We start from the raw sequence: 25,162 nt of genomic DNA, 5'->3' as shown, positions 1-25,162 counted from the left end.
CCTCGACCATCGGGCCGGAGAGGGCTCGAACTCCAACACCTGTTGGGCGCCTATTCACGCAGCTGGTGTGTTAATAAGGAGTCGTGCCCGACGACCTAGAGATCCGGCTCCTGCGGTACTTCGTCGTCGTGGCGGAGGAACTGCACTTCAGCCGGGCCGCCCAGCGCCTCTTCATCGCCCAGCAGGCCCTGAGCCGCGACATCCGCCGGCTGGAGGACCGCCTCGGTGTCCGGCTGCTCGACCGGACCACCCGCCGCGTCGAGCTGACGCCCTCGGGACGCAAGCTCCAGAGTCGCGCCCGAGAGTTGCTCGCGTTGCACGACCTGACCGTCCGCGAACTCCGCGGCGACGCTCCGTCGCTGACCGTCGACGTGGTCGGCCCCGGACTCACTCCCGCCCTCGTGCTCGCTGCAGCGCGGCGGAACGCGCCCGAGCTCGAGTTTTTCGCCCGCTTCCACACCGGCACCGAGCTGGCCGTGCCGCTACTCCTCTCCGAGCGCCTGGATGTGAGTTTCGGTCGCAATCTCAGCCAGGCCGACGGACTGCGCGAGCGCGTAGTACGGCATGAGCCGCTGGCGGTCCTGATCCCTGAACGGCATCCGCTCGCCGAGCTTGCCGCCGTACCGCTGGACGTACTGCGGGGGAGTGGTGTCTGCTTCCGGGCCGGCAATCACGCGACCCCGGCGTGGGACCACGCAGTACTCCAGTTGCTCGCGCCCTTCGGTGTCGACAGCGGTGGTGCTCACCCTCACGTCCAAGGCGCCGACGAACTCGCACAACACGTGCGCGACCGTGACGCGCCGATCCTGACGATGAGCACCCAGCCCGCGGTTCCAGGCGCCGTACTGCGTCCGCTCGTCGACCCGGTAGTCCTCTACCCGTGGTCGATGATGTGGCGGGCCGACCTGGCCCACCCCGCGCTGGACGCCCTCAACGAGGCGATCGACGAACTCGCAACCGACGACTGGCTGTCGATCCCCGCCAACGCCTGGCTCCCCGAACCCGAGGCCTCCGCCCGCCGGTAGCCGAGATCGCCTGCGTGCATCCGGCTGTTCTCGTCGTACACGGCGTGATCCAGCAATGAGATCGGCCGCGCCGGGATCCACGGCGGATTGCACACGATCAGGTCTGCTCGGCCGTCCGGGAACAGGTCGCCCTGCCTCACCTCCACCCGATCGTCCAGACCGAGTCGCCGGAGGTTCTCCCGTGCGCAGGCGACCGCCCGGCTGCTGTTGTCGGTGGCAACAACTCGATCGGCCCGCTGGGCGATGAGTGCAGCGAGCACGCCTGTTCCCGTTCCGATGTCGAAGGCAACAGTTGCCCGAGGCAAGGTTGCCGGGCCACCAGTTCGACGTACTCCGACCGCGTCGGCGCGACTCATCCGGTGGCCGAGAGGTGCCGGAGAGCAGGAACGGTCAACTAGAAGACGATTGCTGCATGCAGAGGTGAGGTCACCCCGTCATTCTAGGCTCGAGTGAGGGCGGCAATGGTTCTGCGCTGTTCGGCCGGGGTGCCGGTCGGGGCCAGGAAGAGGTCGGTGGCGCCCGTCGCGGCGATGCGTTCGATGGCGCGTGAGACGACGGACTCGGTGCCGGCCAGCAGGACATCGGCAGGAGTGCGGGCGCCTTCGCGATCGAGCATGGCGCGGTACTCCGGAACCTGCCCGGCCAAGGCGAACTGTTCGGCGAATCGCGCCCGCACCCCTTGCTCGTCGTCGGTCACGCAGACCGCCAAGCCGGCAACCACTCGCGGCGCCGGACGACCTGCGTCGGCGGCGGACTTGGTGACGGACGGGACGATGTGATCCGCCAGGGTGCGTGGTCCGGTCATCCACGTCACCACGCCGTCGGCGAACTCGCCTGCCACCCGCAACATCGCCGGCCCCAGGGCTGCGAGCAAGACCTGCGGTGCTTGTGCCTCCGGGAGTTGCACGGAACCGACTGCCTTCAAAGTCTCGCCGTCGAAGTCGACGGCTTCTCCGCGCAGCAGCGGGCGTAGTACTTGCAGATACTCGCGCATGCGCTGAACGGGACGGTCCGTCGGCAGCCCGTACATGCCGCCGACCATGAGCGAGATGCCCGCGCCGATGCCGAGCGTCAACCGGTTCGCCGTCGCCGCTTGCACGGTCAGCGCCTGGCTTGCGAGCACCAACGGATGGCGCTGCGCCACCGGTACCACTGCGGTGCCCAGCTCGATTCCGTCGACCTCGCGTCCCGCGACGGCGAGAGCGGTCAGGGCGTCCGAGCCCAGTGCCTGCGAGATCCACGCGGTCGCGAACCCGTCGGCGGCCTCCCGCGTCTGCTGGACGACATCGTCGAGTGAAGCAGGGCCGCGAACGTCGCCGACTGCCAGACCAAGGCGCACAAGAGTCTCCTGAAGGTAAGTGGGGTAGGCCCCCGCTTAGGTACGCCGTACGATATGGGGGACCACCCCGTTTAGCAACCTGGAGGGCCCGACGATGCGAGCTGACGCCCTGCGGAACTACGAGCGCCTCGTCGCGGTCGCCGCCGAGGTGGTCGCCGAGCAAGGTGCCGACGCCTCGATGGAGGAGATCGCGCGGCGGGCCGGGGTCGGCTCCGCGACCCTGCACCGGCATTTCGGCGGCCGGACCGCGATGCTCGAGGCCGTCTTCGAAACCAGCATCGACGCCGTCTGCAAACGAGCTGCCGACCTGCTCGGCCACAGCGACCCCGGCGAAGCGCTGCGCGTCTGGCTGCAGGCGGTGATCGCCCACGCGGTCAAGAACCGCGGCCTCGGCGCCGCCCTGCTGCTGAGCGCGGAGCGTGGTTCCGAGTTCCACGCGCGCATCACCCGGGCAGGCCGGCAACTCCTGAAACGCGCTCAGCAGCACCGCGCCGCCGACGCCGGCGCGACGATCGCCGACGTGCTCGGACTGGTCAACGCCATCTCGCTGACCGCCGAACGGGACGCCGCCCAGGCCGACCGGTTGCTCGCCCTGGCAATCCGTGGTGTGAGTCCCGCGGCGGTCTCATAGACTGCGGCTCTCGATCCCCGCATTTCGACCGAACCTGAGGTTGTTGTCGTGCTCACCATGCAGGACGCGCTGCTCGCGCTGACGAAGTACTGGACCGACCGCGGCTGCATGGTGGTGCAGCCGTTCAACACCGAGGTGGGAGCCGGCACGCTGAACCCGGCCACCATCTTGCGCGTGCTCGGTCCCGAGCCGTGGCGGGTCGCGTACGTCGAGCCCTCCGTGCGCCCCGACGACGCCCGGTACGGCGAGAACCCGAACCGGCTGCAGACGCACACGCAGTTCCAGGTCGTGCTCAAGCCGGACCCGGGCAACCCGCAGGAGCTGTTCCTGGCCAGCCTCGAGGCGCTCGGCATCGACATCGACGCGCACGACGTCCGGTTCGTCGAGGACAACTGGGCCAACCCCGCGACCGGCTCCTGGGGACTGGGCTGGGAGGTCTGGCTGGACGGTCTGGAGATCACCCAGTTCACCTACTTCCAGCAGGCCGGCGGGATGACGCTGGACCCGGTGTCGGTGGAGATCACCTACGGCATCGAGCGGATCATGATGGCGCTGCAGGGCGTCTCGCACTTCAAGGACATCGCCTACGCGCCGGGCATCTCGTACGGCGAGGCGTTCGGCCAGGCGGAGTACGAGATGAGCCGGTACTACCTCGACGACGCCGATGTCGAGAGCCAGAAGCGGCTGTTCGAGGAGTACGCGAGCGAGGCCCGGCGGATGCTCGACGCGCGCCTCCCGGTGCCGGCCCACGTGTACGTACTGCGCTGCTCGCACACCTTCAACGTGCTCGACGCTCGCGGTGCCGTCAGTACTACGGAACGCGCGAAGGCGTTCGGCCGGATGCGCACGCTGGCCCGCGAGGTCGCCCAGCTGTGGGCCGAGCGGCGTACTGAGCTCGAGCACCCGCTGGGCGTCGCCGAGCTGCCCGCAGCGGCCCCGGCGCCGACCGAGTTCCCGACGATGAGCGGCACCCGGCAGTTGCTGTTCGAGATCGGCACCGAGGAGATGCCTCCGTCGGAGGTGACGAAGACGGCCGAGGCGGTCAAGGCCGCGCTGACCGAGAAGCTTGCGGCGACTCGGCTCGGCCATGGCGACGTGACGACGTACGCGACACCGCGCCGGGTGGTCGCGTTCGTGGCCGCCGTACAGGCCGGCGAGCCGGACGCCGAGCGGGTCGTTCGTGGTCCGCGCAAGGCCGCGGCGTTTGATGCCGAGGGCAACCTTACGAAGGCGGCTGCCGGCTTCGCCCGCGGTCAGAAGGTCGAAGCCAGTGAGCTGCACGACCTCGAGGTGGACGGCGTCGAGTACGTCGCCGTGACCAAGCCCGACCCGGGCCGCGGCGCCGCCGAGGTGCTGAGCGGCGTCTTGGCCGAGATCGTCAGCGGTCTGCGCTCGGACAAGAACATGCGCTGGAACGACGCCAAGCTGTCCTTCACCCGGCCGGTCCGCTGGCTGGTGGCGCTGCTCGGCGACCAGGTCGTCCCGGTCTCGGTGTCGTCGCTCGCTGCCGGCCGGACGACGCGCGTACTCCGTACCGCCGCCCAGCCGACCGTCGAGATCGCCGCCGCCGAGGGGTACCTCGACCTGCTCCGGATCCACGGCATCGAGGCCGACCCGGCCAAGCGCCGCGCGACCATCGTCGAGGCCGCGCAGCAGCTCGCGGGCGAGGTCGACGGCAGCATCGACGTCGAGGGCGAGGCCGCGCTGATCGACCAGATCGTCAACCTGGTCGAGGAACCGACCGCGATCCTCGGCAACTTCTCGGCCGACTACCTGGACCTGCCGGCCGAGATCCTGACCACGGTGATGCGCAAGCACCAGCGCTACCTGCCGGTCCGTGCCGCCGACGGCAAGCTGCTCGCGCATTTTGTTGCCGTCGCCAACGGTTCGGTGAAGGAGGCGACCGTGCGCAACGGCAACGAAGGCGTACTGCGGGCCCGCTACGAGGACGCCGCCTTCTTCTGGCGCGCCGATCTGCAGAGCACCCCCGAGGCGATGAAGGAGGGCCTGGACAAGCTCGCGTTCGAAGAGCGGCTGGGCTCGATGGCGCAGCGGGCCGACCGGATCGCCAAGATCGCCAGGTCGCTCGCGCAGACCGTCGAGCTCGAAGGCGACGACCTGACCGCGTTGCACCGGGCGGCGGAGCTGGCCAAGTTCGACCTTGGCTCACAGATGGTGGTCGAGCTGACCAGCCTGGCCGGCACGATGGCCCGCGAGTATGCGCGTCGCGGTGGCGAGACCGAGGCTGTTGCCCAAGCGCTCTTCGACATGGAGCTGCCGCGTTCCGCGGGTGACCCGGTGCCGTCGACCACGCCTGGTGCGTTGCTGGCACTGGCTGACAGGTTCGACTTGCTGGCCGGCCTGTTCGCGATCGGCGCCAAGCCGACCGGCAGCTCGGACCCGTTCGCGTTGCGTCGCGCCGCTGCCGGTGTCGTCGCCATCCTGCGCGAGCACCCGGAGCTGCGGGCGATCACGTTGTCGACCGGCCTGGCCGCGGCGGCGGAGCAGATCGGTGCCCAGGGCATCGAGGTGTCCGAGGCCGCGCTGGCCGATGTCGCCGAGTTCACCATCCGGCGGTACGAGCAGCAGTTGATCGATCGCGGGGACGACCACCTGCAGGTTGCCGCCGTGCTCCCGCTAGCCGAGGCGCCCGCGACGGCTGACGAGACCCTGGCTGAGCTCCAGCGCCAGGTTGCGGATGAAGCCTTCGCCAGCCTGGTCGCAGTACTGCAGCGGGTCCGCCGGATCGTGCCCGCCGACGTCGTCGCGGTGTACGACGCGGGCAAGCTCAGCGAGCCGTCCGAACTCGTGCTGCACGAGGCGGTCCAGAAGGTCGGCACCGCGCCGACCGGGCTGGGGGAGTTCGTCTCCGCGACCGAAGTACTGGTGGAGCCGATCACCAACTTCTTCGAGGAGACCCTGGTGATGGCCGAGGACCCGGAGGTCCGCTCCGCCCGGCTCGGCCTGCTCGCCACCATCCGCGACCTGGCCGCACCAGTCATCGACTGGCAAGCCCTCGGCACCAGCCTCACCAAGGAAAGCTGACCCCGCGCGAGACGCCTGCGGCGCGGGCATCCACCCTTGCGTCCGAAGAACTGGCGGAACGTGTTGCCCAGGCGGGACGTGTTGCCCACTTCTTCGGACGTAAGGGAATCTGTGCGGGTCAGTACTCGCGAGTCCAGGCGGGCGTGATCCGCTGTTCGCGGAATCGCCAGCCCGCCGGCGTCCGTGCCACGGTTCCGGTCATTCGCAGGCCGCCTGTGAAGTGAGGTGCTTGGCCGTCGCGGTAGTAGTACACCACCGAGTAGGCCGAAGCGGCCGCCTGGTCGCCGTCGATGTCTACCAACAGGTCAGTGGTCGTGTGCAGCGCCTGCTGCCCCTCGACCTCGCCCTGTCGCATGAAGTCGACGACCTTGTCGATGCCGTGGAGTTCGCCTCCGCGTGGCGAGTGCACCGCCACATCGTCGGTGAAGACGGTGCCGGCGTCGTCCCACCGCTTCTCGTCGAGCAGGCGCACGAAGCGGGCGAACAGGTCGGCGATCTCGAGACGGTCCGCGATCAGCGTATCTGTGGACATGGGGCATCCTCTTTCGTTCTGGAGTGCGGATGGTCTCGGGGAGGAAGGGTTCCCCGACTCTAATCTGTTTCTGGAAATAACGTTTATATGACTAACGTTTCTGGCGTAGGCAAACTTATATCGTTAGTCCCACTAACGCAACCGGCTAGGATCGGCGTCATGACCAGCAGAGCCGAAACCAGGCATCTACCGCAGCGAGCTGCTCGCCCCGCTGCTCCCCGCCGAACGACCAGTTCGTGCAACTGCTTACCCGGCTACTGGACCACCACACGCGGCAGGCGCCCGGGTCCCCTGGGGATGGTGGTTAGAGGGAGAGGGTGAGGAGAGGGGCGAGGCGGTCGGCGATCAGGCGGTAGCCGTCGGCGTTGGGGTGGACGTCGTCGGCGTACAGGGTCTGGGCTTCTTCGTGGCTGAGGATCGTGCGGCCGTCGATCAGCTGGAGGTCCGGGTCGCCGAGGGTGCGGGCGCCGAGCTCGACGCAGGCGCGGATGTCGTCGAGGGTCAGGCCGAGGGCGTTCGGCTTGCCTTCCTGGTTCGGTACGGTCAGCGGGGTGATCACGACGATCGGTGTGTGCGGATGGCCGTCGCGCACAGTCGAGATGAACGCCTCGACCTGACCGGGAAGCGTCCGGCCGCCGAACGTCTCGCCGCCGTAGATGTTGATGCCGAGGCACAGCGAGATCATCCGCGCGGGCGTATCGCGGATGGTCTGTGCCGCGATCGGGTCGAGGTGACACTCACCGGCGAGCCCGAGCGCGACCAGCTCCCAGCCGTGCCGGCGCGCGACCAGTGCCGGCCACGTCTCGGAAGGGCCGTACGCGCCCGTGCACTGGGTGATCGAGCTGCCGTAGGTGATCCACCGCGGACCGGTCGGCGGCTGCGCCTCGGCCTCGCCGTCGAACGACACCTCCCGTACGCCGATCGCGCCACCTTGCGGCAGCCAGATCTCCAGCACGACCGGCCCGGGTGGCAGCTCGACCGTGATCCGCTGCTCCCCGACCTCGACCGGACGCCGCGCATGGAGCTCGCCGTTCACCAGGAAGTCGACGGGCGCGATCTCCGCGTAGATGTCCAGAGCCGCCCGGATCTCCAGGCTGACCGACGACGCCGAAGTACGCCATCCAGCCCGTACTCCGGCCGGGGTTGCCGCGCGTGACCACAACCGGTGCCCCGGCCGCTCCGGTCGCCCCAGCCAGTCATGCAGCTCGAACGGCTGCTCACGCGGATCCAGTCGCCAGAAGGTCATCCAGCCGTCTGCATCCACGGCCCGATGCCGATAGCCGGTCCAGAGCGGATCCACTCCCACTACGCACCACTCCTTCTGACTACGCGGCAGCGAGGCTATAACTTACCTCTGCAGCAACGGTCTGACCTCCTCGCCGAGGAAGCGGGCGAAGGCCTCGAGATCCGATTCGTCGGAGCAGGGCTGGACGGAGATGCCAGTCACCCCGGCAGCGGCCAGGTCGAGCATCCGATCGGCGATGGCGCGAGCGTCGCCGACCGCACCGACCTCCGGCCCGCCGGGCATGCCGTAGGTGCCCAGCTCCGCGTCGACCCGTGCGCGGGCATCCGGCCCGGCAGCGCCGATCAGATGGTCGCGAGCTCCATGGCGGCCTGGGCGACGGATCGCAGTGGCACCGGCAGCAGCGCGATCCCCACCCGCACCCGCTCGGTGGCAGCCAAAGCGGCCACCGCACTCGCGACAGCGCTCTCCTTGAAACAGTCCTCCGACAGCCAGAAGTCATCCAGGCCGGCGGCGTCGGCCGAGATGGCCGCCGATCTGATCGACTTCGCCCCCTTTGACCACCCCGCCACCTTGTGCACCGGCCAGGCACCCAATCCGCCGAACGACGCCCAGCCTGTGCCCAAGGTCGATCCCGCCTCGCCGGCTGGGGAGGAAAATGTCCCGGACCGGGCGCAAAACCCTCCGCGAGTCCAGCGAAAATCCTCCCCAACCGCTGACTCGGGCGAAATGGGGCGAATGATCGCAGGGGCTGGTGCGGGATTGCGGGCGGGGTGAAGATCAGCGGTCAACGCCGCGCTGCCTCGGACCGGCCCGGTCGTGGACGCGGAAGGGGCCGCCGACCGTCGGTGACAGGAATGGCGGGAGCCGTGGCCGGTGGCGAGCACGCGGACCGGTTGGCGGGTACTGCGAGAGATCGCTGTGTGTCGGGACCGCCGGATAGCCTCGGCGGGGAGGCTCGACGGTCGACCTGCGTACCGGATAGGAGATCTGGATGACCGAAGGACCAAGCCCGGCACAGGTTGCGGTGAGGGCGGAGCAGGTTGCGGTGGGCTTGCGGCGGTATTTGCCGGCTACGCCGTTGCAGCGGTTTGGGGCGTTCAGTGAGGAACTGGACGCGGAGGTGCTGGTGAAATGTGAGCATTTGCAGCGGACCGGCTCGTTCAAGGCGCGCGGGTCGATGGCGAAGATCCTGACGTTGACCGATGAGCAGCGCGAGCGAGGCGTGGTGACGGCATCGACGGGTAACCACGCCCTCGGCGTCGGCAACGCGCTCGCCACCCTCGGCGGCCGCGGCATCGTGTACCTGCCGGAGAACGCCTCGCCCAGCAAGGTCGCCGCGCTGCGCCGGTTCGGCCTGGAGCTCCGCGCGGAGGGAACCGACTCCGGCGTACTGGAGCCGTTGGCGCGGGAGTATGCCGCCGACCACGGGCTGACCTACGTCTCGCCGTACAACGACCCGGACATCATCGCCGGGCAGGGCACGGTCGGCGTGGAGATCCTCGAGCAACTGGCGGGCGAGAAGCTCGACGCGGTGGTCGTCGCCGTCGGTGGCGGCGGACTGGTCAGCGGAGTCGCCGCGGTCCTCAAGAAGCATCGGCCGAACCTCAAGGTGTACGGCGCGTCGCCTGCGCGGGACGCGGCGATGGCGGCGTCGGTCGAGGCCGGCAAGATCATCCAGATCGAGGGTGGCGAAACCCTGTCCGACGGTACTGCGGGCAGCGTCGAGCCCGGCAGCATCACGTTCGACCTGTGCCGGCGTCTTGTCGACGACTGGGTTCTGGTCAGCGAGGACGCGATCAAGGACGCCTTGCGGATGGTCATCGACACCGAGCACCAGTTGATCGAAGGGTCGGCCGCGATGGCGGTCGCGGCGGCGCGAGTACGCAGTACCGAGCTGGCCGGGCAGCGGGTCGCCATCGTGTCCTGCGGCGGCAACATCTCCTCCAGCACCTTGGTGGCTGCACTAGCCTGAGGCGGTGCGAGAACTGGTTGTGCTGGGCACCAGTAGTCAGGTGGCGTCGCGGGAGCGGAACCAGAACGGCTACTTCCTGCGCTGGGACTCGGAAGGCTTCCTCTTCGATCCGGGCGAAGGTACCCAGCGGCAGATGCTGTACGCCGGGGTCCCGGCGACCGCGATCACCCGGTTGTGCGTCACGCATTTCCACGGCGACCACTGCCTCGGCGTACCGGGTGTGGTTCAGCGGCTGTCACTCGACAACGTGCAGCATCCGGTGCATGCGCACTACCCGTTGTCGGGCCAGGAGTACTTCACCAGACTTCGGTACGCCGCTTCGTTCTTCGAGCGGGCCGAGTTGCGGGAGGAGCCGATCGAGGAGGAAGGGCTGCTCTCGGTCGGGTCGTTCGGCCAGTTGTGGGCCAGACGCCTGGAGCACCCGGTCGAGTCCTTCGGCTACCAGCTGATCGAGCCCGACGGCCGGCGGATGCTCCCCGAGTTGCTGAACCGGTACGGCGTCAGCGGGGCCGGCCATCGGTCGCCTGCAACAGGCAGGGTGGCTGGTCGTCGACGGGCGTACGGTCACCATCGAGCAGGTGAGCGAGCCACGGCCGGGGCAACGGTTCGCGTTCGTCATGGACACCCGGTTGTGCGAAGGCGTCTTCCGGCTCGCCGATCAGGCCGACCTGCTGTTGATCGAGTCGACGTACCTGTCCTCGGAGGCGCAGCTGGCCAGGAACTTCGGCCACCTGACCGCGCGCCAGGCGGCCCGGGTCGCCCAGGAGTGCGGGGTCCGCAAGCTGGTGCTGACCCACTTCTCCCAGCGCTACACCGACCTGACGCCTTTCTACGAAGAGGCCGCCAAGGAGTTCAGCGGCGAGATCGTCGTGGCGACGGATCTGGCCCGCCTTCCGGTGCCGTCCCGGCGCTGAACGTGACGCGGTGTCCGTCCTCGGGAACAACGGGTACAGAATAGTGGTTACGAATTCTGTTACCCGCGTAAGCAAGGAGATCTGGATGCTGTACGGAGCAGAACAAGAAGACGGACCGCCAGATCCCGATCGTGATCCTCGAACGCCAGTAGCCACAGGTTGCCTAGGGCACGCATCTCGCATGCCCTAGGCAACTGTCCGCTAGCGCAGCTCGCGGAAGAACTCGCGGATGTCGGTGGTGAGGATTTCCGGCTCTTCCAGGGCGGCGAAGTGGCCGCCACGGTCGACGTCGGTCCAGCGGGTGATGGTGTTCGCCTCTTCGGAGTACTTGCGGATGCAGACGTCGTGGGCGAACGCGATCACGCCGGTCGGGACGCCCGAGTTCTCCGGCTGCGCTCCCCACTCGGTCATCGCGTAGCCGACGTACGCCGCCGAGCTCGCCGTACCGGTCAGCCAGTAGAGCATCACGTTGGTGAGCAGCCGGTCCCGGTCGATGATCGCGTCCGGCAGGGTCGTCCGCGGGTGGGTCCACTCGCGGAACTTGTCCATGATCCAGGCCAGCTGTCCGACCGGTGAGTCGACCAGCCCGTAGCCGATCGTCTGCGGCCGGGTCGACTGGATCGCGATGTAGCCGAACTCCTCCTGCATGAACGCCTTCACCCGCGCCATCCGGTCCTGCTCCAGCGGAGTCAGGGCGGCGAGCTCCTCGTCCGACATCTGCAGCGGCGGCAGGTTGGGGCCACCGTTCACGTGGACGCCGACGACGTGCTCGCGAGCCGCCCGGGCGACCTCCGGCGAGACGGATCCGCCGATGTCGCCGCCCTGTACGCCGTACCGGTCGTAGCCGAGCTGCTCCATCAACTTGGCCCAGGTCTGGCCGATCCGCGCTCTGGTCCAGCCGCTCTCGCTGACCGGCCCGGAGAACCCGAACCCGGGCAGTGACGGGATCACCAGGTGGAAGGCGTCCGCCGCGTCCCCGCCGTACGCCGCGGGGTCGGTCAGCGGGCCGATGATGTCCAGGAACTCCACGACGGACCCCGGCCAGCCGTGCGTGAGGACCAACGGGAGCGCATCCGGGTTGGCCGACTTCACGTGCAGGAAGTGGATCAGCTGGCCGTCGATCTCGGTCGTGAACTGCGGGAAGTCGTTGAGCTGCTTCTCCGCCGCCCGCCAGTCGTAGCCGGTCCGCCAGTACTCGACCAGCTCGCTCAGCCAAGCGACCGGTACGCCGGTGTCCCAGTCGTCGCCGGGCAGTGCTGCGGGAAGCCGGCTCTGGTCGAGCCGGTTCTTGAGGTCGTCGAGCTGACTCTGCGGGATGTCGATGCTGAAAGGCTTCATGTCTCCGACTCTCTCATCCAGCTAGGACACTTTCTGTCCTAACTGGATGGCAGACTTCAAACCATGTTGGAAACCTCGGCGCGACTCCTCAAACTGCTCTCCTTGCTGCAGTCACCGCGCGACTGGAGCGGTACTGCGCTGGCCGAGGAGCTGGGCGTCGGCGTACGGACCGTGCGGCGCGACGTCGACAAGCTCCGCAACCTCGGGTACCCGGTCGACGCCGTGCCAGGAGTGGCCGGCTATCGGCTGGGCGCGGGAGCGTCACTGCCACCGCTGCTGCTCGATGACGAGGAGGCGGTCGCCGTCGCGATCGGGTTGCGGGCGGCCGCGACCGGGAGTGTGGCCGGGATCGAAGAGTCGTCGGTCCGGGCCCTGACCAAGCTCGAGCAGGTGCTGCCATCGCGGCTGCGCCACCGGGTGCGGCTGCTGCAGTCGGTCGCGGTGACTCCGACAGTCGGTGCCTCGGTGTCACCCGAGGTCGTGATGGCGGTGGCCACGGCCTCCCGGGATCACCAACGACTGCGCTTCGACTACCGCAGCCACGACGGCACCTCCACAATCCGTACTACGGAACCGCATCGCCTCGTCCACACCGGCCGACGGTGGTACCTGGTCGCCTGGGACCTGGATCGCGACGACTGGCGCACCTTTCGTCTCGACCGCCTGGAACCGCGCATCCCGACCGGCCCTCGCTTCACTCCGCGGGAAGCGCCCGATCTCGCCGACACGGCCCGAGGCGTTGCTTCGGGCGGCTATCGCTACCAGGCCCGTTTCATCCTGCAAGCCCCGGCCGCGCAGGTCACCGACCGCATCGCCAACACCGTCGGTACCGTCGAATCCCTCGACGACTCGACCTGCACCTTGTCGACCGGCGCGAACTCTCTCGATGAGCTCGCCCTCTACATCGGCATGCTGGGCATCGACTTCCAGGTCGAGTCCCCACCCGAACTCATCGACCACGTCCGCGACCTCACCACCCGGCTTGCGGCAAGCACGACTCGGCAGGCTTGATGTTCTGGTTCAGGTGGAAGGCGTTGGCCGGGTCCCAGGTGGTCTTCAGGGCGGTCAGACGGCTCAGCTTGGCGGGCGGGAAGGCGCGGTTGACGTTCTCCCCGTTCAGCGTGTTCAGGTAGGCGCCGCCGGCGTACTGGTCGAGGGTCGCGGCGTACGCGCGGAGGGTGGTGATCCGCTCCTGGTCGTCGGCCGGGTCCTCCCAGCGGGTCGCGGTGACGAACTCGAACAGGGTGTCCCGGTGGCTGAACGCGGCATCCTCATCCGGTACGTCGCAGATCGCGCCGCCGTACGCCTGCAGGCTCGCGCCGATGCCGGGGTTGCGGAGCAGGGCCCGGATCGCGTCGTCGGGCAGGGACTTGAAGTAGTGGCCCTTCCAGTAGCGGCGGAAGCGGTGGCCCTGGACGTTGTCGTCCCGGCTCTGCAGGGTCAGGTAGGACATCTTTTCGACGGTTTCGCTGGTCGCGTTGCCCAGTTCCCTGAAGGCTTTGAGGAGTGCGTCCGAGTCGCCGGGGCCGCCGACCCACACGAAGCCGACGGTGAGCTGGTCGCCCGACACGTTGGCGGTGAAGGTCGCTTGCCGCGGGGCGGTGGAGTTCAGGTCGCGCCAGCCTCGCAGTACGGCGAAGGCCTCGTCGGTGGGGTAGGTGAACTCGGCGACGATCGCGCGGGTGCCGATCTGGTGCAGGCGGAACTCGAACTCGGTCACGATGCCGAAGTTGCCGCCGCCACCGCGCAGCCCCCAGAAGAGTTCGGGGTTTTCGGTCTTGCTGGCGCGGACCACGTCGCCCTCGGCGGTGACCAGCTCGTACGAGTTGACGTTGTCGCAGGCGAGGCCGAACTGCCGGGCCAGCCACCCCATGCCGCCGCCGAGAGTGAGGCCGCCGACGCCGGTGTGCGAGACGTTGCCGGCCGTCGTGGCCAGGCCGTACTTCTGCGCCTCCCGGTCGAGCTCGCCCAAGAGGGCGCCGCCCTGGACCCGGGCGAGCTTGGCGTCGGGGTCGACCTCGACCGCGCCCATCGGGGTGAGGTCGATCATCAGGCCGCCCTCGGGGACGGCGAGCCCGGCGATGTTGTGCCCACCGCAGCGCACGGCGATCTCCAGGTCGTTGGCCCGGGCGTACCGGACCGCGGCGGCGACGTCCGCCGTACTGCGGCAGCGGGCGATCGCGGCCGGGTACCGGTCGACCATCGCGTTCCAGACGGTGCGCGCCTCGTCGTATCCGGCGTCGCCGGTGTGCAGCAAGGTGAGGGTGTCGGTGGCGGTCATCGTGCTGCTCCTCTGCTGGATGTTGCTTGGTGTCACTACCCTGACAGCGAACCGGTATCCGGATAAGGTCCAGTTCTATGAGCCGATCCAGGACCAATTCGGGCGCCGGTGAGCTGCTGATCGAGCTTCGCCGGGACAGTGGGTTGCCGTTGCACCAGCAGTTGGAGGGCGGGATCCGGGAGCGGATCCAGCAGGGGTTACTGCGCGCGGACACCGTGCTGCCCGCGACCCGCGCGCTGGCGAGCGACCTCGGGCTGTCCCGGGGTGTGGTGGTCGAGGCCTATCAGCAGTTGGTTGCCGAGGGCTACCTTGTCAGCCGGATCGGCGGCTATACCCAGGTCGCGCCGGCCGCGGCCCGGATCGTCCAGCAGGACAAGCCGAAGTCGTCGGCCGGTGGTCCGCCGCGGATCGACTTCAAGTACAGCCGCCCTGACGTCACGCAGTTCCCGCGGGCTGCCTGGTTGCGGTCGATCCGGAAGGTGCTGAACGAGGCGCCGCACAGCAAGCTGGCCTATCTCGAAGGCCAAGGGGCCTCCGAGTTGCGCGAGGCGCTGGCGGACTACCTCAACCGGGTGCGCGGTACGTCGGCGCAGGCGGAGAACATGCTTATCTGCAACGGTTTCGCGCAGGGGTCACGGTTGCTGCTTCAGGTGCTGGCCGCTTCCGGCTATCGGCGGCTGGCGGTCGAGGATCCGTCCGACGATGAGCTCCGCGCCGTTGCGGCCGCGGCGGGTCTGGAGTCGGTCGGCGTACCGGTGCTGGAGACCGGGCTGGATGTGGAGGCGCTCGAGCGGTCCGGTGCGGACGTCGTACTGGTGACTGCGGCGCATCAGTTCCCGACCGGGGCGGTGACCTCGGCGCAGACGCGGACGGCGCTGGTGGAGTGGGCGACTCGGCGGGAGGCGTTGATCATCGAGGACGACTACGACGCGGAGTACCGGTATGACCGTGAGCCGGTCGGTGCGATGCAGGGGCTTGCGCCGGATCGGGTGGCCTATGCGGGGACGGCGAGCAAGACGCTGGCGCCGGGGTTGCGGCTGGGCTGGCTGATCCTGCCGGACCGGCTGGTGGAGCCGATGGCGGAGGCGAAGGTCGTGGACGATCGCGGGTCGTCGGTGTTCGACCAGTTGACCTTTGCGGACTTCGTCGCGCGGGGTGAGTTCGATCGGCACTTGCGCCGGATGCGGCCGCGGTACCGGCAGTTGCGCGATGCCCTGATCGGGCGACTGGCCGAGAAGATTCCCGACTTGCGGCCGGTCGGGATTTCAGCCGGGCTGCACGTGATGACCTGGCTACCACCGGACCTGACCGAGGAGGCCTTGATGCCGGCCGCCCTCGAGCGCGGGATCGGGGTCTATGGACTCGGCCCCTACTGGGTGCAGAAGCCCGGCCCCCAGGGCTTGGTCTTCGGCTATGGCAGCCTGACCGAACCAGCCATTGTCGAAGGCATCGACCTGCTCGCGAACGCCATCGCCGCCGTCCGGAGGTAGGCCGTCGCCGGTGGTACAGGTCATGGTGGATTCTCAGGCGATTCATCGGTTCAGCCGATGGAGTTCTCAGACTGCCGAGGTCTACTCGATCTCAGGCAGGAAGGGCTGAGGAGGCAACGGGACATGAGCAACACCGAAGGACCGCAGCAGGGCTGGGTGCCGCAGTGGGGCCGGGGTTTCAGCAGCCGCCGCCGCGGCGGCGGAAGCGGTTGCCTCTGGTGATCGGGGCTTTGGGGATGGCGGCGGTTCTTACAGCCGGGTCTGTTGCTTGGGGTATCGATCAGCAGTCGACTGCGAACAGTTCCACGGTGTCGCAGGTGATGGATCCGGCGGCGGTGGCGGCGGCGTGGGCGGTACGCCGAGCTATGCGCCGGGCAAGGTGACCGGCCTCAACCAGGCGATCACCGCGACCGACGAGTCCGGCGCCGATCCCGAGAACCTCACCGGGCTGATCCAGACCGATGCGAACATCCAGGCCGGCGACTCCGGCGGACCGCTGGCCAACGCGTCCGGCGAGGTGATCGGCGTCGACACGGCGGGCGGTACGAACAACCCCGGTCGCGTCAACCCCGGGCAGACGGCGTACCAGCCGAACGTCACCAACAGCAGGAACCCCAGCAGCGCAATAGCCGCCCTCACCGCCACCACTGGCACTGGCGATGGGTCGGGCTAAGACAGTCGATTCCCCCGAAGCCCTCTCGAACCTCCTCGACCAGCACCACCCAGGCGACAAGATCCCCGTCACCTGGACAGACCAGGCCAGCAACACACCAAAACGATCGAACTAACCACCGGCCCGGTTCGCTGACGTCTCCCCCCACGCAGCGAACCGCCCGAGCGGGCCCGGCGCACTCTCACCCCCCGGAGCGCCCGGGCCCGCTCACTGTGCCCGGCGCTGGTTGAATGGTTTCGGGAGGTAGCTGATGAAGATCGCGTTTGCTGCGGATGATGACAACGAGTGTGTGCAGGCAGTCGTGGCCTACCTGAGGGCGGAGCACGAGGTCATCTCGGCGACCGTGTCGGCCGTCTGGCCGAGTATGTCGAAAGAGGTGGCCGAGGTGGTCGTCTCGGGGGAGTGCGACTACGGGGTGTTGATGTGCTGGACGGGCACCGGTACGGCGATGGCTGCCAACAAGGTGCGGGGTGCCCGGGCGGCGACGGTCAGCGATGCGTGGACCGCCCGGGGCGCGCGGCTGTGGAACGACGCGAACATTCTCGCGCTCAGCCTCAAGCGTCTCGCGCCGGATGTCGCGGTCGAATGCGTGACCGCCTTCCTGAGCGAGACCGCGCCGGATCCCCGAGGCAGGCACCATCGACGCGCTGCGCGACCTCTGAGCCGTCTCGAATACCGGCGGGTAGTCTCAATAGTCGGGCAATGATTCTTTCTTCGCCCGTCTCGGTCACTAAGATGGCGGTCCAGGTCGAGAGGCGCTGCGACGGGCCCGGAGGGTTCCGCCACGCTCGGTCTGGTTCGACCGAGTAAGGGCGCCTCCGGAAACTCTTCTGGAGGTGGCCGAAGGTGACGGATCGTCGGACCGAGTTGAGCGCCCTGCTGGACCAGCGGATCGCGGTGCTGGACGGTGCCTGGGGCACCATGCTGCAGGACGCGAAGCTGACCCCGGAGGACTTCCGCGGCGACCGCTTCACCGACCACACCCACGACGTGAGCGGCGACCCCGACCTGCTCAACCTGATGCGGCCGGACCTGATCCTGGACGTCCACCGGCAGTACCTGAAAGCCGGCGCCGACATCACCACCACCAACACGTTCACCGCGACCAGCATCGGCCAGGCCGACTACGGCTTGCAGTCGCTCGTGCGTGACATGAACGTCGAGGGCGCCCGGCTGGCCCGGCAGGCGGCCGACGAGGCCGGCGGCAAATTCGTGGCCGGTTCGATCGGCCCGCTGAACGTCACCTTGTCGCTGTCGCCGCGGGTGGAGGACCCGGCGTACCGGGCGGTGTCGTTCGAGCAGGTGCGGGACACCTACGCCGAGCAGATCTCCGCGCTCGCCGAGGGTGGCGTCGACCTGCTGCTGATCGAGACGATCTTCGACACCCTGAACTGCAAGGCCGCGATCGCCGCCGCCCGCGAGGTGGCCCCCGAGTTGCCGCTGTGGATCTCGGTGACGATCGTAGATCTGTCGGGTCGCACGCTGTCCGGGCAGACCGTCGAGGCGTTCTGGAGTTCGGTCGAGCACGCGAAGCCGCTGGTGGTCGGAGTGAACTGCGCGCTGGGCGCCGCCGAGGCGCGCCCACACGTGGCCGATCTGGCCAAGTTCGCCGACACCTATGTCGCCTCGCACCCGAACGCGGGCCTGCCGAACGCCTTCGGCGGGTACGACGAGACGCCGGACGAGACAGCCGCGATGCTCAGCGAGTTCGCGGAGTCCGGCCTGGTCAACATCGTCGGCGGCTGCTGCGGTACGACGCCCGCCCACATCGCCGAGATCGCCAAGTCGGTCGAGGGAGTCGCGCCGAGGACGGTCGTCCCGCCGTACGAGCAGACAAGGTTCAGCGGGCTGGAGCCGTTCTCGATCGGACCGGACACCGGGTTCGTGATGATCGGCGAGCGGACCAACGTCACCGGGTCGGCGCGGTTCCGCCGGCTGATCGAGTCCGACAACCACCAGGCCGCGGTCGACGTCGCGCTGGAGCAGGTGCGCGGCGGCGCCAACCTGCTGGACGTGAACATGGACGCCGACCTGCTCGACAGCGAGCAGGCGATGACCACCTTCCTCAACCTGGTCGCGACCGAGCCCGAGGTGGCCCGGATCCCGATCATGATCGACAGCTCGAAGTGGTCCGTGCTCGAGGCCGGGCTGAAATGCGTGCAGGGCAAGGGCGTGGTCAACTCGATCAGCCTGAAGGAGGGCGAGGAGGAGTTCCTCGAGCGGGCCCAGCGGATCCGCGACTACGGCGCCGGTGCGGTGGTGATGGCCTTCGACGAGCAGGGCCAGGCCGACACGGTCGAGCGCAAGGTGGAGATCTGCGGCCGGGCCTACGACCTGCTCACGCAGAAGATCGGCTTCCCGGCCGAGGACATCATCTTCGACCCGAACGTGCTCGCCGTCGCCACCGGCATGTCCGAGCACAACGGCTACGCGAAGAACTTCATCGAGGCACTGCCACTGATCAAACAACGCTGTCCGGGCGTCCACATCAGCGGCGGCATCTCGAACCTGTCGTTCTCGTTCCGCGGCAACGACATCGTCCGCGAGGCGATGCACTCGGCCTTCCTGTACCACGCGGGCCAGGTCGGCCTGGACATGGGAATCGTCAACGCCGGCCAGCTCGCGGTCTACCAGGACATCCCGGCCGACCTGCTGGAACTCGTCGAGGACGTGATCTTCGACCGGCGCGACGACGCCACCGACCGGCTGGTCAGCTTCGCCGAGAACGTGAAGGGCAAGGGCACCAAGCGGGAGATCGACCTGACCTGGCGCGAAGGCTCGGTCGAGGAGCGGCTCTCGCACGCGCTCGTGCACGGCATCGTGGACTTCATCGAGGACGACACCGAGGAGGCCCGGCTGACCCGGAAGCGGCCGCTCGAGGTGATCGAGGGTCCGCTGATGGACGGGATGAAGATCGTCGGCGACCTGTTCGGCGCGGGCAAGATGTTCCTGCCCCAGGTGGTGAAGAGCGCGCGGGTGATGAAGCGCTCGGTGGCCTACCTCGAGCCGTTCATGGAGGCCGAGAAGGAACTGGCCCGGCAGGAAGGCCGCGAGGAAGCGATCCGCGGCCAGGGCAAGGTTGTGCTGGCTACGGTCAAGGGCGACGTGCACGACATCGGCAAGAACATCGTCGGCGTGGTGCTCGGCTGCAACAACTACGAGGTGATCGACCTCGGCGTGATGGTGCCGGCGGCCCGCATCCTCGACACCGCGATCGCCGAGGGTGCCGATGTCGTCGGACTGTCCGGCCTGATCACGCCGTCGCTGGACGAGATGGTCGCCGTCGCCGCCGAGATGGACCGGCGCGGGCTCAAACTTCCTTTGCTGGTTGGCGGTGCGACCACCTCGAAGCAGCACACCGCGGTCCGGATCGCACCGGCGTACGAGAACACGACGGTGCACGTGCTGGACGCGTCCCGGGTGGTCGGGGTGGTCTCCGACCTGCTCGACGACGACCGCGCCGAACAGCTTGCCGTCAGCAACCGTGCCGCCCAGGACGTACTCCGTGAGCAGCACGCGAACAAGCAGCGCAAGCCGCTGCTGACGGTCGAGGCCGCGCGGGCGAACCGCGAGACGGTCGCCTACGGGGAGATCCCGGTGCCCGCGTTCACCGGGCTGCGCCGGGTGTCGCCTGATCTCGAGACGCTGCGCGCGATGGTCGACTGGCAGTTCTTGTTCCTGGCCTGGGAGCTGAAGGGCAAGTATCCGGCGATCCTGGAGCAGCCGGTCGCGCGTGAGCTGTTCGACGACGCGAACACGATGCTCGACCAGATCATCGCGGACAAGTCCTTCACCGCTGAGGGCGCGTATGCCTTCTGGAAGGCGCACAGCGAGGGCGACGACATCATCCTCGACGAGCTGGATGCGTCGTTCCCGATGCTTCGGCAGCAGACCGAGAAGCCCGCGGGTCGCGAGAACCGCTGCCTGGCCGACTACATCGCACCGGCGGGTGACCACCTGGGTGGCTTCGCCGTGGCGATCCACGGTGCCGAGGAGTTGGCAGCGCAGTACGAGGGGCAGAACGACGACTACAAGGCGATCATGGTGAAGGCCTTGGCCGATCGGCTCGCTGAGGCCTTTGCGGAATGGATCCACCTGGAGGCACGCAAGGCCTGGTTCGAGCCGGACGCGGAGCCAGTACTGGAGGATCTGCACGCGGAGCGTTTCCGTGGCATCCGGCCGGCCCTCGGCTATCCCGCGAGCCCGGATCACAGCGAGAAGAAGCTGCTGTTCGACCTGCTCGAAGCGGATCAGCTCGGCCTCGGTCTGACCGAGTCTTACGCGATGACCCCGGCCGCGGCGGTCAGCGGCCTGATCTTCGCCAGCCCGGCGGCGAAGTACTTCAGCGTCGGTCGCGTCGGCAAGGACCAGATCGCCGACTACGCCGTACGCCGTGGCATGCCGCTGGACGAGATCGAGCGCTGGCTCCGGCCCAACCTGGCCTACGATCCCGACTGACTAAAATGGCGGGATGACGATCACCCTGCGCGCCGCGGTCGCGGCTGATGCCCATGCCGTCGCCTCGATCTGGTACGGCGGATGGGGTGACGGCCACTTCGGCAACGTACCGGACGAGCTGGTCGAAATCCGCACCAAGGAGTCGTTCTGGGACCGCGTACCGGCGAAGATCCCGGACACCACCGTCGCGCTGGTCGGCGACGAGGTGGCCGGGTTCGTGATGGTGGTGGCCGACGAGGTCGAGCAGGTCTACGTCTCCGGTGAACACCGCGGCTCGGGCGTGGCCGATGCCCTGCTCGCCGACGCGGCGCGGCAGGTCAAGGAGAACGGTCACGACCAGGCCTGGCTAGCAGTTGCCGCCGGCAACGCCCGCGCCCGCCGCTTCTACGAACGCGCCGGCTGGACCGAGAACGGCGCCTTCGACTACCCCGCAGTGACAGACGACGGCCCCATCCCGGTCGCCTGCCACCGGTACGTGAGGAAGGTCTAGCCCGACTACCGGGGAAGGACGCCGGTGAGCAGGGTTTGCAGGGTTTCGCGGAGGGCCGGGGCGAAGGTGATCCGGAAGGTGGCGACAGTGGGGTCGGCCTCGTAGGCGGCCGTGATGGCGGCTGCCGGGTGGGCGTGAGTCCAGATCACGCCGATCAGCATGGCCGCGCCGGTGATGAACCGGGCGGCGCCTTCCTCGCCGAGCTCGGGGACGCTTCGTAGTACCAGCTCGAGGATGGAGCTGAGGTTGGCCACCGAGCTGCGCTTGAAGGTGAGTGCGACCTCGACCGAGATGTTGTGTTCGAGCACCGACGACTGGGCGGCGAGGAGCGTGCACAGCATCGGCCGGGCGGCCAGCGTCGTGACGATCGCGTCCGCGAGCCGGCCGGCCCGCTCGTCGGCCGTTGCCTTCGGGTCAACCGTCAGCTCCTGGTCGAGCTGGCCGATCCAGGCCTGCGTCTCGGTGTCGAGCAGTTCCAGCAGGATTGCCTCACGGGACTCGAAGTAGTTCAGCACGTTGGACTTCGCCAGCCCGACGCGGCGGCTCAGCTCGTTCAGGCTGAGCTGGGCGACCGGCAGCTCGGTGAGCATCTCGGCGGCGGTGGCGAGGATCGCCCGCCGCCGCTCGGCCCGCTGCTCGTCGCTGCGGGCGCGCTGGAAAGTCGTCATGGTCACATCCTACAGACCGGCGGTCTGTTGCCATCAGACCACCGGTCTGATAGTTTCGAGTAACAGACCACCAGTCTTTTACGAAGGAGCGTGCCATGTACGACGTCCCGGACCAGACCGGCAAGTACGCAGTGGTGACCGGCGCCAACAGCGGCACCGGCAAGGAGACGGTCAGGCGGTTGGCGGGCGCCGGTGCCCGCGTGGTGATGGCGGTCCGTACGCCGTCGAAGGGCGATCAGGCTCGCGCGGAGATCCTGGCGCAGTACCCGGAGGCGCAGCTCGAAGTACGGCGGATCGACCTGGCCGACCTCGGCTCGGTGCGGGAGTTCGCCGACGGGCTGATCGCGGACGGCAAGGCTATCGACCTGCTCGTCAACAACGCCGGCGTGATGGCGCCGCCCAACCGGATGACCACCTCGGACGGCTTCGAACTCCAGTTCGGCAGCAACTTCCTCGGCCCGTTCGCGCTGACCCTCCGGCTGCTGCCGTTGTTGCTGGCCGCGCCGGCGCCGCGGGTGTCGACGATGAGCAGCGGCGCGGCCAACTTCGGCCGGATCCGGTTCGACGATCTCCACTGGGAGCAGAGCTACCGGTCCACGACGTCGTACGCGCAGTCGAAGCTGGCCGACCTGATGTTCGCGCACCAGCTCGCGGCGATCGCCCGGGAGCGCGGCTGGAACCTGATGAGCAACGCCGCCCACCCCGGCTTCACCCGGACCAACCTGCAGTCCACCGGCCCGAGCCTCGGCCTGGACAAGACGCCCTTGATCGTCCGGTTGTTCGAGAACTACAACCCGCTTCCTTCGCAGGGTGTCGAGCAGGGCGCAGAGCCGTTGCTGTTCGCTGCCACCGACCCGAATGCGGCAGCCGGCGCGTACTACGGTCCGAGCAAGCGCTTCGGGATGGTCGGCCCCACCAAGCTCGTCAAGGCTCCGCGGCGTTCGCTCGACGAGCAGACCAACGCCCGGCTCTGGCTCGCCGCCGAGCGCCTCACCGGTGTGTCGCTCCCGAGCCGCGTCGCCTGACCTTGTGCGACAGTGCAGGAATGAGTGAGTGGTCGCAGGGGGAGATCTACGAGTCGTACGTCGGGCGCTGGAGCCGGCTGGTCGCGGCGGAGTTCGTGAGCTGGCTCGATCAGCCGCCGGGGTTGAAGTGGCTCGACGTCGGTTGTGGGACAGGCGCTTTGACCAGCACGATCCTCGCCTCCGCGGCGCCGGGCGAAGTGGTCGGTGTGGATCCGTCGGAGGGGTTCGTCGGCTACGCCCGCGGCGCGGTGCAGGACGATCGGGCGCGGTTCGAGGTGCGGTCGGCGGCGGAGTTGTCCGACGAAGCCTTCGACGTGGTGGTCTCCGGGCTGGTGCTCAACTTCATCCCCGAGCGGGTTGAGGCACTGCGCAAGATGCGCTCGATCGGTACGACGGTCGCCGTCTACGTCTGGGACTACGCCGAGGGCATGCAGTTGATGAAGTACTTCTGGGACGCGGCCGGCGACATCCGGCCGCAGGACCGCGAGCTCGACGAGGGCCGGACGTTCCCGTTCTGCAATCCGGCCGGCCTCGAAGGGCTCTTCGCCGAAGCCGGGTTCGCCGACATCGTCACCCGGCCGATCGTCGTACCGACCTTGTTCGAGTCCTTCGACGCATACTGGACGCCGTTCCTCGGCGGTCAAGGCGTTGCGCCTGCCTACCTGCGCAGTCTGGACCCGGCCACCCAGGCGGAGGTCCGGGCCTTGGTCGAATCCCGGTTGCCGACCAACCCCGACGGCTCCATCGAGCTCACCGCACGGGCGTGGTCAGCCCGCGCCACCAACTGAACGCCAGTTGCGCTGCAGTAGTCCGAACAGCAGGTCGTCGGTCCACTCGTTCTTGAACCAGCTGTACTCCGGCCGGAAGCCCTCCTGCTGGAAGCCGACCCGCTCCAGCAATCGGGCTGACGAGACGTTGCGGGCATCGCACTCGGCCGAGACGCGGTGCAGGTCGCGCTCGGTGAAGAGGTGCTCGAGCAACGCGCCGACGGCCTCGGTGGCATAACCCTTGCCCTGGTACGCCGGGGCGAGGGTGAACCCGAGGTCGGCCTGCCGCAAGTTGTCGAAGGTGTTCAGCCCGATGTCGCCGATGAGCTGACCATCCAGGGCGATCGCGTACTGGAACCACCCAGGCTGCAAAGGATCTCCTGCCGCGAAACCGGCCACAGTCGTACGGGCGTCATCCAGACTGAAGGGCGCATCCCAGGACTGGAAGCGGGCCACCTCCGGCACCGATCGGTACGCGGCGAAGGACTCCGCGTCCTCGGGCCGGAAGTGGCGCAGCTCCAGACGTGCGGTCGTGATCATCCACCCAGTATCACGATGTCAAGAATTGCGAGTCGGCTACGTACTTGTAGTGAGGCCGCAAGGAGCGGACCGGGACGGAGGTGGGCGATGAAGTACTTGCTGATCCTGCAGGTGAAGGCCGCGGTGCTGGAGCAGTTGACGACCGAGCAACGCGCAGCGGTGAACGCCGGGCACCGGGAGTTCCAGCGGGTCGCGTCCGACGCGGGCGAGCTGATCAGTACGCAATCGCTCGCCGATCCTTCGACGAGCACGGTGCTCCACAGTCGGGGTGTGTCGTCCGGTCCCTTCCATGCGGTGGGCGAGTACATGGGCGGCTACTACTTGGTCGACGTGGACAGCCGGGAGCGCGCACTCGAACTCGCCAACCTGCTGCCTGACGTACAGATCGACGGGCTGGCAGTGGAGGTCCGCCCGGTGATGTGCGGCAGTGGTGCGGACCTCTAGGAGCCTGCTGAATAACCTGCGTGTTGGCCCGGTCGTGTGGTGACCGTGCTGGGACGATTGTGGGGTGCAGGGTTCAGCTGGGGTTGATCAGGAGTTGATGGACGCTCGGGCGTTGGTCGGGCATCTGGTGCCGGCCGGGAGCGTGTTCGGGTTCTTGGCTGAGCATCGTGGTGAGGTGTTCCCGGCCGGGTTGTTCGAGGATCTGTTCCCGAGCTCGACCGGGCGGCCGAGTCTGCCGGGTGAGGTCGCGGCGTCGGTGCTGGTGTTGCAGACATTGCACGATC

Annotated in this window: 24 protein-coding genes and 3 pseudogenes; 16 read left to right on the top strand and 11 right to left on the bottom strand. The window is 68.3% G+C overall.

What is annotated here, in order from left to right; genetic code table 11:
- Window positions 1–83 precede the first annotated feature (83 nt).
- Window positions 84–1,025, top strand: a complete 942-nt coding sequence (locus tag A3ES_RS0127405) for a LysR family transcriptional regulator (protein WP_020390042.1) — start codon at window positions 84–86, stop codon at window positions 1,023–1,025.
- A 56-nt stretch (window positions 1,026–1,081) separates the two neighbouring features.
- Here A3ES_RS0127405 and A3ES_RS57200 read toward each other — a convergent pair.
- Both A3ES_RS57200 and A3ES_RS0127400 read right to left on the bottom strand, forming a co-directional pair.
- A pseudogene (locus A3ES_RS57200) lies at window positions 1,082–1,381 on the bottom strand (methyltransferase); the annotation flags it as partial.
- Window positions 1,382–1,464: 83 nt separating this feature from the next.
- The gene (locus A3ES_RS0127400; RefSeq protein ID WP_020390041.1) at window positions 1,465–2,364 is read right to left on the bottom strand and encodes a TIGR03564 family F420-dependent LLM class oxidoreductase; all 900 of its coding nucleotides are present in this window, start codon (window positions 2,362–2,364) and stop codon (window positions 1,465–1,467) included.
- A gap of 94 nt (window positions 2,365–2,458) precedes the next feature.
- Here A3ES_RS0127400 and A3ES_RS0127395 point away from each other — a divergent pair, with 94 nt between their 5' ends.
- Together A3ES_RS0127395 and A3ES_RS0127390 are read left to right on the top strand one after the other, a co-directional pair.
- Window positions 2,459–2,995: a TetR/AcrR family transcriptional regulator gene (locus A3ES_RS0127395; RefSeq protein WP_020390040.1), complete on the top strand. Its 537-nt coding sequence runs from the start codon at window positions 2,459–2,461 to the stop codon at window positions 2,993–2,995.
- A gap of 57 nt (window positions 2,996–3,052) precedes the next feature.
- Complete coding sequence (locus tag A3ES_RS0127390; protein ID WP_040455745.1) at window positions 3,053–6,040, top strand: glycine--tRNA ligase; 2,988 nt, start codon at window positions 3,053–3,055, stop codon at window positions 6,038–6,040.
- A gap of 118 nt (window positions 6,041–6,158) precedes the next feature.
- Here the strand turns inward: A3ES_RS0127390 and A3ES_RS0127385 are convergent, their stop codons facing one another.
- The 4 genes from A3ES_RS0127385 to A3ES_RS55580 form a co-directional block, all read right to left on the bottom strand.
- Window positions 6,159–6,572: a nuclear transport factor 2 family protein gene (locus A3ES_RS0127385; protein ID WP_020390038.1), complete on the bottom strand. Its 414-nt coding sequence runs from the start codon at window positions 6,570–6,572 to the stop codon at window positions 6,159–6,161.
- A 304-nt stretch (window positions 6,573–6,876) separates the two neighbouring features.
- Complete coding sequence (locus tag A3ES_RS0127380; RefSeq protein ID WP_237745064.1) at window positions 6,877–7,878, bottom strand: GDSL-type esterase/lipase family protein; 1,002 nt, start codon at window positions 7,876–7,878, stop codon at window positions 6,877–6,879.
- A 42-nt stretch (window positions 7,879–7,920) separates the two neighbouring features.
- A complete protein-coding gene (locus A3ES_RS55585) occupies window positions 7,921–8,100 on the bottom strand; it encodes a hypothetical protein (RefSeq protein WP_026163245.1) in 180 nt (59 codons plus the stop codon).
- 59 nt (window positions 8,101–8,159) lie between these two features.
- Window positions 8,160–8,441: an LLM class flavin-dependent oxidoreductase gene (locus A3ES_RS55580; protein ID WP_026163244.1), complete on the bottom strand. Its 282-nt coding sequence runs from the start codon at window positions 8,439–8,441 to the stop codon at window positions 8,160–8,162.
- A 368-nt stretch (window positions 8,442–8,809) separates the two neighbouring features.
- On the opposite strand from A3ES_RS55580, the gene A3ES_RS0127365 reads away from it, so the two are divergent.
- The gene (locus A3ES_RS0127365; protein WP_020390036.1) at window positions 8,810–9,790 is read left to right on the top strand and encodes a threonine/serine dehydratase; all 981 of its coding nucleotides are present in this window, start codon (window positions 8,810–8,812) and stop codon (window positions 9,788–9,790) included.
- Between the two features lie 4 nt (window positions 9,791–9,794).
- Window positions 9,795–10,061, top strand: a pseudogene (locus A3ES_RS56940) (MBL fold metallo-hydrolase); the annotation flags it as partial.
- On the opposite strand, the gene A3ES_RS56270 reads toward A3ES_RS56940, so the two are convergent.
- Window positions 10,026–10,307 (bottom strand): hypothetical protein, encoded by a 282-nt coding sequence (locus A3ES_RS56270; RefSeq protein ID WP_020390035.1) that lies wholly within the window; start codon window positions 10,305–10,307, stop codon window positions 10,026–10,028. The pseudogene A3ES_RS56940 and the gene A3ES_RS56270 sit on opposite strands and share 36 nt — an antisense overlap.
- A gap of 61 nt (window positions 10,308–10,368) precedes the next feature.
- On the opposite strand from A3ES_RS56270, the gene A3ES_RS56265 reads away from it, so the two are divergent.
- The gene (locus A3ES_RS56265) at window positions 10,369–10,704 is read left to right on the top strand and encodes an MBL fold metallo-hydrolase (protein WP_020390034.1); all 336 of its coding nucleotides are present in this window, start codon (window positions 10,369–10,371) and stop codon (window positions 10,702–10,704) included.
- Between the two features lie 201 nt (window positions 10,705–10,905).
- Here A3ES_RS56265 and A3ES_RS0127355 read toward each other — a convergent pair whose 3' ends face one another.
- A complete protein-coding gene (locus tag A3ES_RS0127355) occupies window positions 10,906–12,042 on the bottom strand; it encodes an epoxide hydrolase family protein (RefSeq protein WP_020390033.1) in 1,137 nt (378 codons plus the stop codon).
- A 63-nt stretch (window positions 12,043–12,105) separates the two neighbouring features.
- Between A3ES_RS0127355 and A3ES_RS0127350 the strand changes: the two genes are divergently transcribed.
- Window positions 12,106–13,053, top strand: coding sequence for a helix-turn-helix transcriptional regulator (locus tag A3ES_RS0127350; protein ID WP_020390032.1), 948 nt, complete (start codon window positions 12,106–12,108; stop codon window positions 13,051–13,053).
- Here A3ES_RS0127350 and A3ES_RS0127345 read toward each other — a convergent pair.
- Complete coding sequence (locus A3ES_RS0127345; protein ID WP_020390031.1) at window positions 13,013–14,323, bottom strand: FAD-binding oxidoreductase; 1,311 nt, start codon at window positions 14,321–14,323, stop codon at window positions 13,013–13,015. The genes A3ES_RS0127350 and A3ES_RS0127345 overlap by 41 nt on opposite strands.
- Window positions 14,324–14,400: 77 nt before the next feature.
- Between A3ES_RS0127345 and pdxR the strand changes: the two genes are divergently transcribed.
- The 5 genes from pdxR to A3ES_RS0127315 all read left to right on the top strand — a co-directional run bounded on the left by pdxR (window position 14,401) and on the right by A3ES_RS0127315 (window position 21,434).
- On the top strand, window positions 14,401–15,813 hold the full coding sequence (gene pdxR, locus A3ES_RS0127335) for a MocR-like pyridoxine biosynthesis transcription factor PdxR (protein WP_020390029.1): 1,413 nt from the start codon (window positions 14,401–14,403) through the stop codon (window positions 15,811–15,813).
- Between the two features lie 268 nt (window positions 15,814–16,081).
- A complete protein-coding gene (locus A3ES_RS56260; protein WP_020390028.1) occupies window positions 16,082–16,486 on the top strand; it encodes a trypsin-like peptidase domain-containing protein in 405 nt (134 codons plus the stop codon).
- Window positions 16,487–16,736: 250 nt separating this feature from the next.
- On the top strand, window positions 16,737–17,192 hold the full coding sequence (locus tag A3ES_RS0127325) for an RpiB/LacA/LacB family sugar-phosphate isomerase (protein ID WP_020390027.1): 456 nt from the start codon (window positions 16,737–16,739) through the stop codon (window positions 17,190–17,192).
- A gap of 140 nt (window positions 17,193–17,332) precedes the next feature.
- Window positions 17,333–20,944 (top strand): methionine synthase, encoded by a 3,612-nt coding sequence (gene metH / locus A3ES_RS0127320; RefSeq protein WP_020390026.1) that lies wholly within the window; start codon window positions 17,333–17,335, stop codon window positions 20,942–20,944.
- Between the two features lie 13 nt (window positions 20,945–20,957).
- The gene (locus A3ES_RS0127315) at window positions 20,958–21,434 is read left to right on the top strand and encodes a GNAT family N-acetyltransferase (RefSeq protein ID WP_020390025.1); all 477 of its coding nucleotides are present in this window, start codon (window positions 20,958–20,960) and stop codon (window positions 21,432–21,434) included.
- A gap of 5 nt (window positions 21,435–21,439) precedes the next feature.
- Here A3ES_RS0127315 and A3ES_RS0127310 read toward each other — a convergent pair whose 3' ends face one another.
- Complete coding sequence (locus A3ES_RS0127310) at window positions 21,440–22,102, bottom strand: TetR/AcrR family transcriptional regulator (RefSeq protein WP_020390024.1); 663 nt, start codon at window positions 22,100–22,102, stop codon at window positions 21,440–21,442.
- Window positions 22,103–22,197: 95 nt separating this feature from the next.
- On the opposite strand from A3ES_RS0127310, the gene A3ES_RS0127305 reads away from it, so the two are divergent.
- Together A3ES_RS0127305 and A3ES_RS0127300 are read left to right on the top strand one after the other, a co-directional pair.
- Window positions 22,198–23,127 (top strand): SDR family oxidoreductase, encoded by a 930-nt coding sequence (locus tag A3ES_RS0127305; protein WP_020390023.1) that lies wholly within the window; start codon window positions 22,198–22,200, stop codon window positions 23,125–23,127.
- 20 nt (window positions 23,128–23,147) lie between these two features.
- Window positions 23,148–23,915, top strand: a complete 768-nt coding sequence (locus A3ES_RS0127300) for a class I SAM-dependent methyltransferase (protein ID WP_020390022.1) — start codon at window positions 23,148–23,150, stop codon at window positions 23,913–23,915.
- On the opposite strand, the gene A3ES_RS0127295 is transcribed toward A3ES_RS0127300, so the two are convergent.
- The gene (locus A3ES_RS0127295; RefSeq protein ID WP_020390021.1) at window positions 23,895–24,434 is read right to left on the bottom strand and encodes a GNAT family N-acetyltransferase; all 540 of its coding nucleotides are present in this window, start codon (window positions 24,432–24,434) and stop codon (window positions 23,895–23,897) included. The two genes, A3ES_RS0127300 and A3ES_RS0127295, sit on opposite strands and share 21 nt — an antisense overlap.
- 87 nt (window positions 24,435–24,521) lie before the next feature.
- Here A3ES_RS0127295 and A3ES_RS0127290 point away from each other — a divergent pair, with 87 nt between their 5' ends.
- Together A3ES_RS0127290 and A3ES_RS48665 are read left to right on the top strand one after the other, a co-directional pair.
- Complete coding sequence (locus A3ES_RS0127290; RefSeq protein WP_020390020.1) at window positions 24,522–24,878, top strand: YciI family protein; 357 nt, start codon at window positions 24,522–24,524, stop codon at window positions 24,876–24,878.
- 64 nt (window positions 24,879–24,942) lie between these two features.
- A pseudogene (locus A3ES_RS48665) lies at window positions 24,943–25,162 on the top strand (IS5/IS1182 family transposase); the annotation flags it as partial.

This window comes from Kribbella catacumbae DSM 19601, from assembly GCF_000372465.1.
Taxonomy (GTDB): Bacteria; Actinomycetota; Actinomycetes; order Propionibacteriales; family Kribbellaceae; genus Kribbella; species Kribbella catacumbae.
Note: the sequence above shows the minus strand (reverse complement) of the source record. Positions and strands in the feature narration are given on the sequence as shown.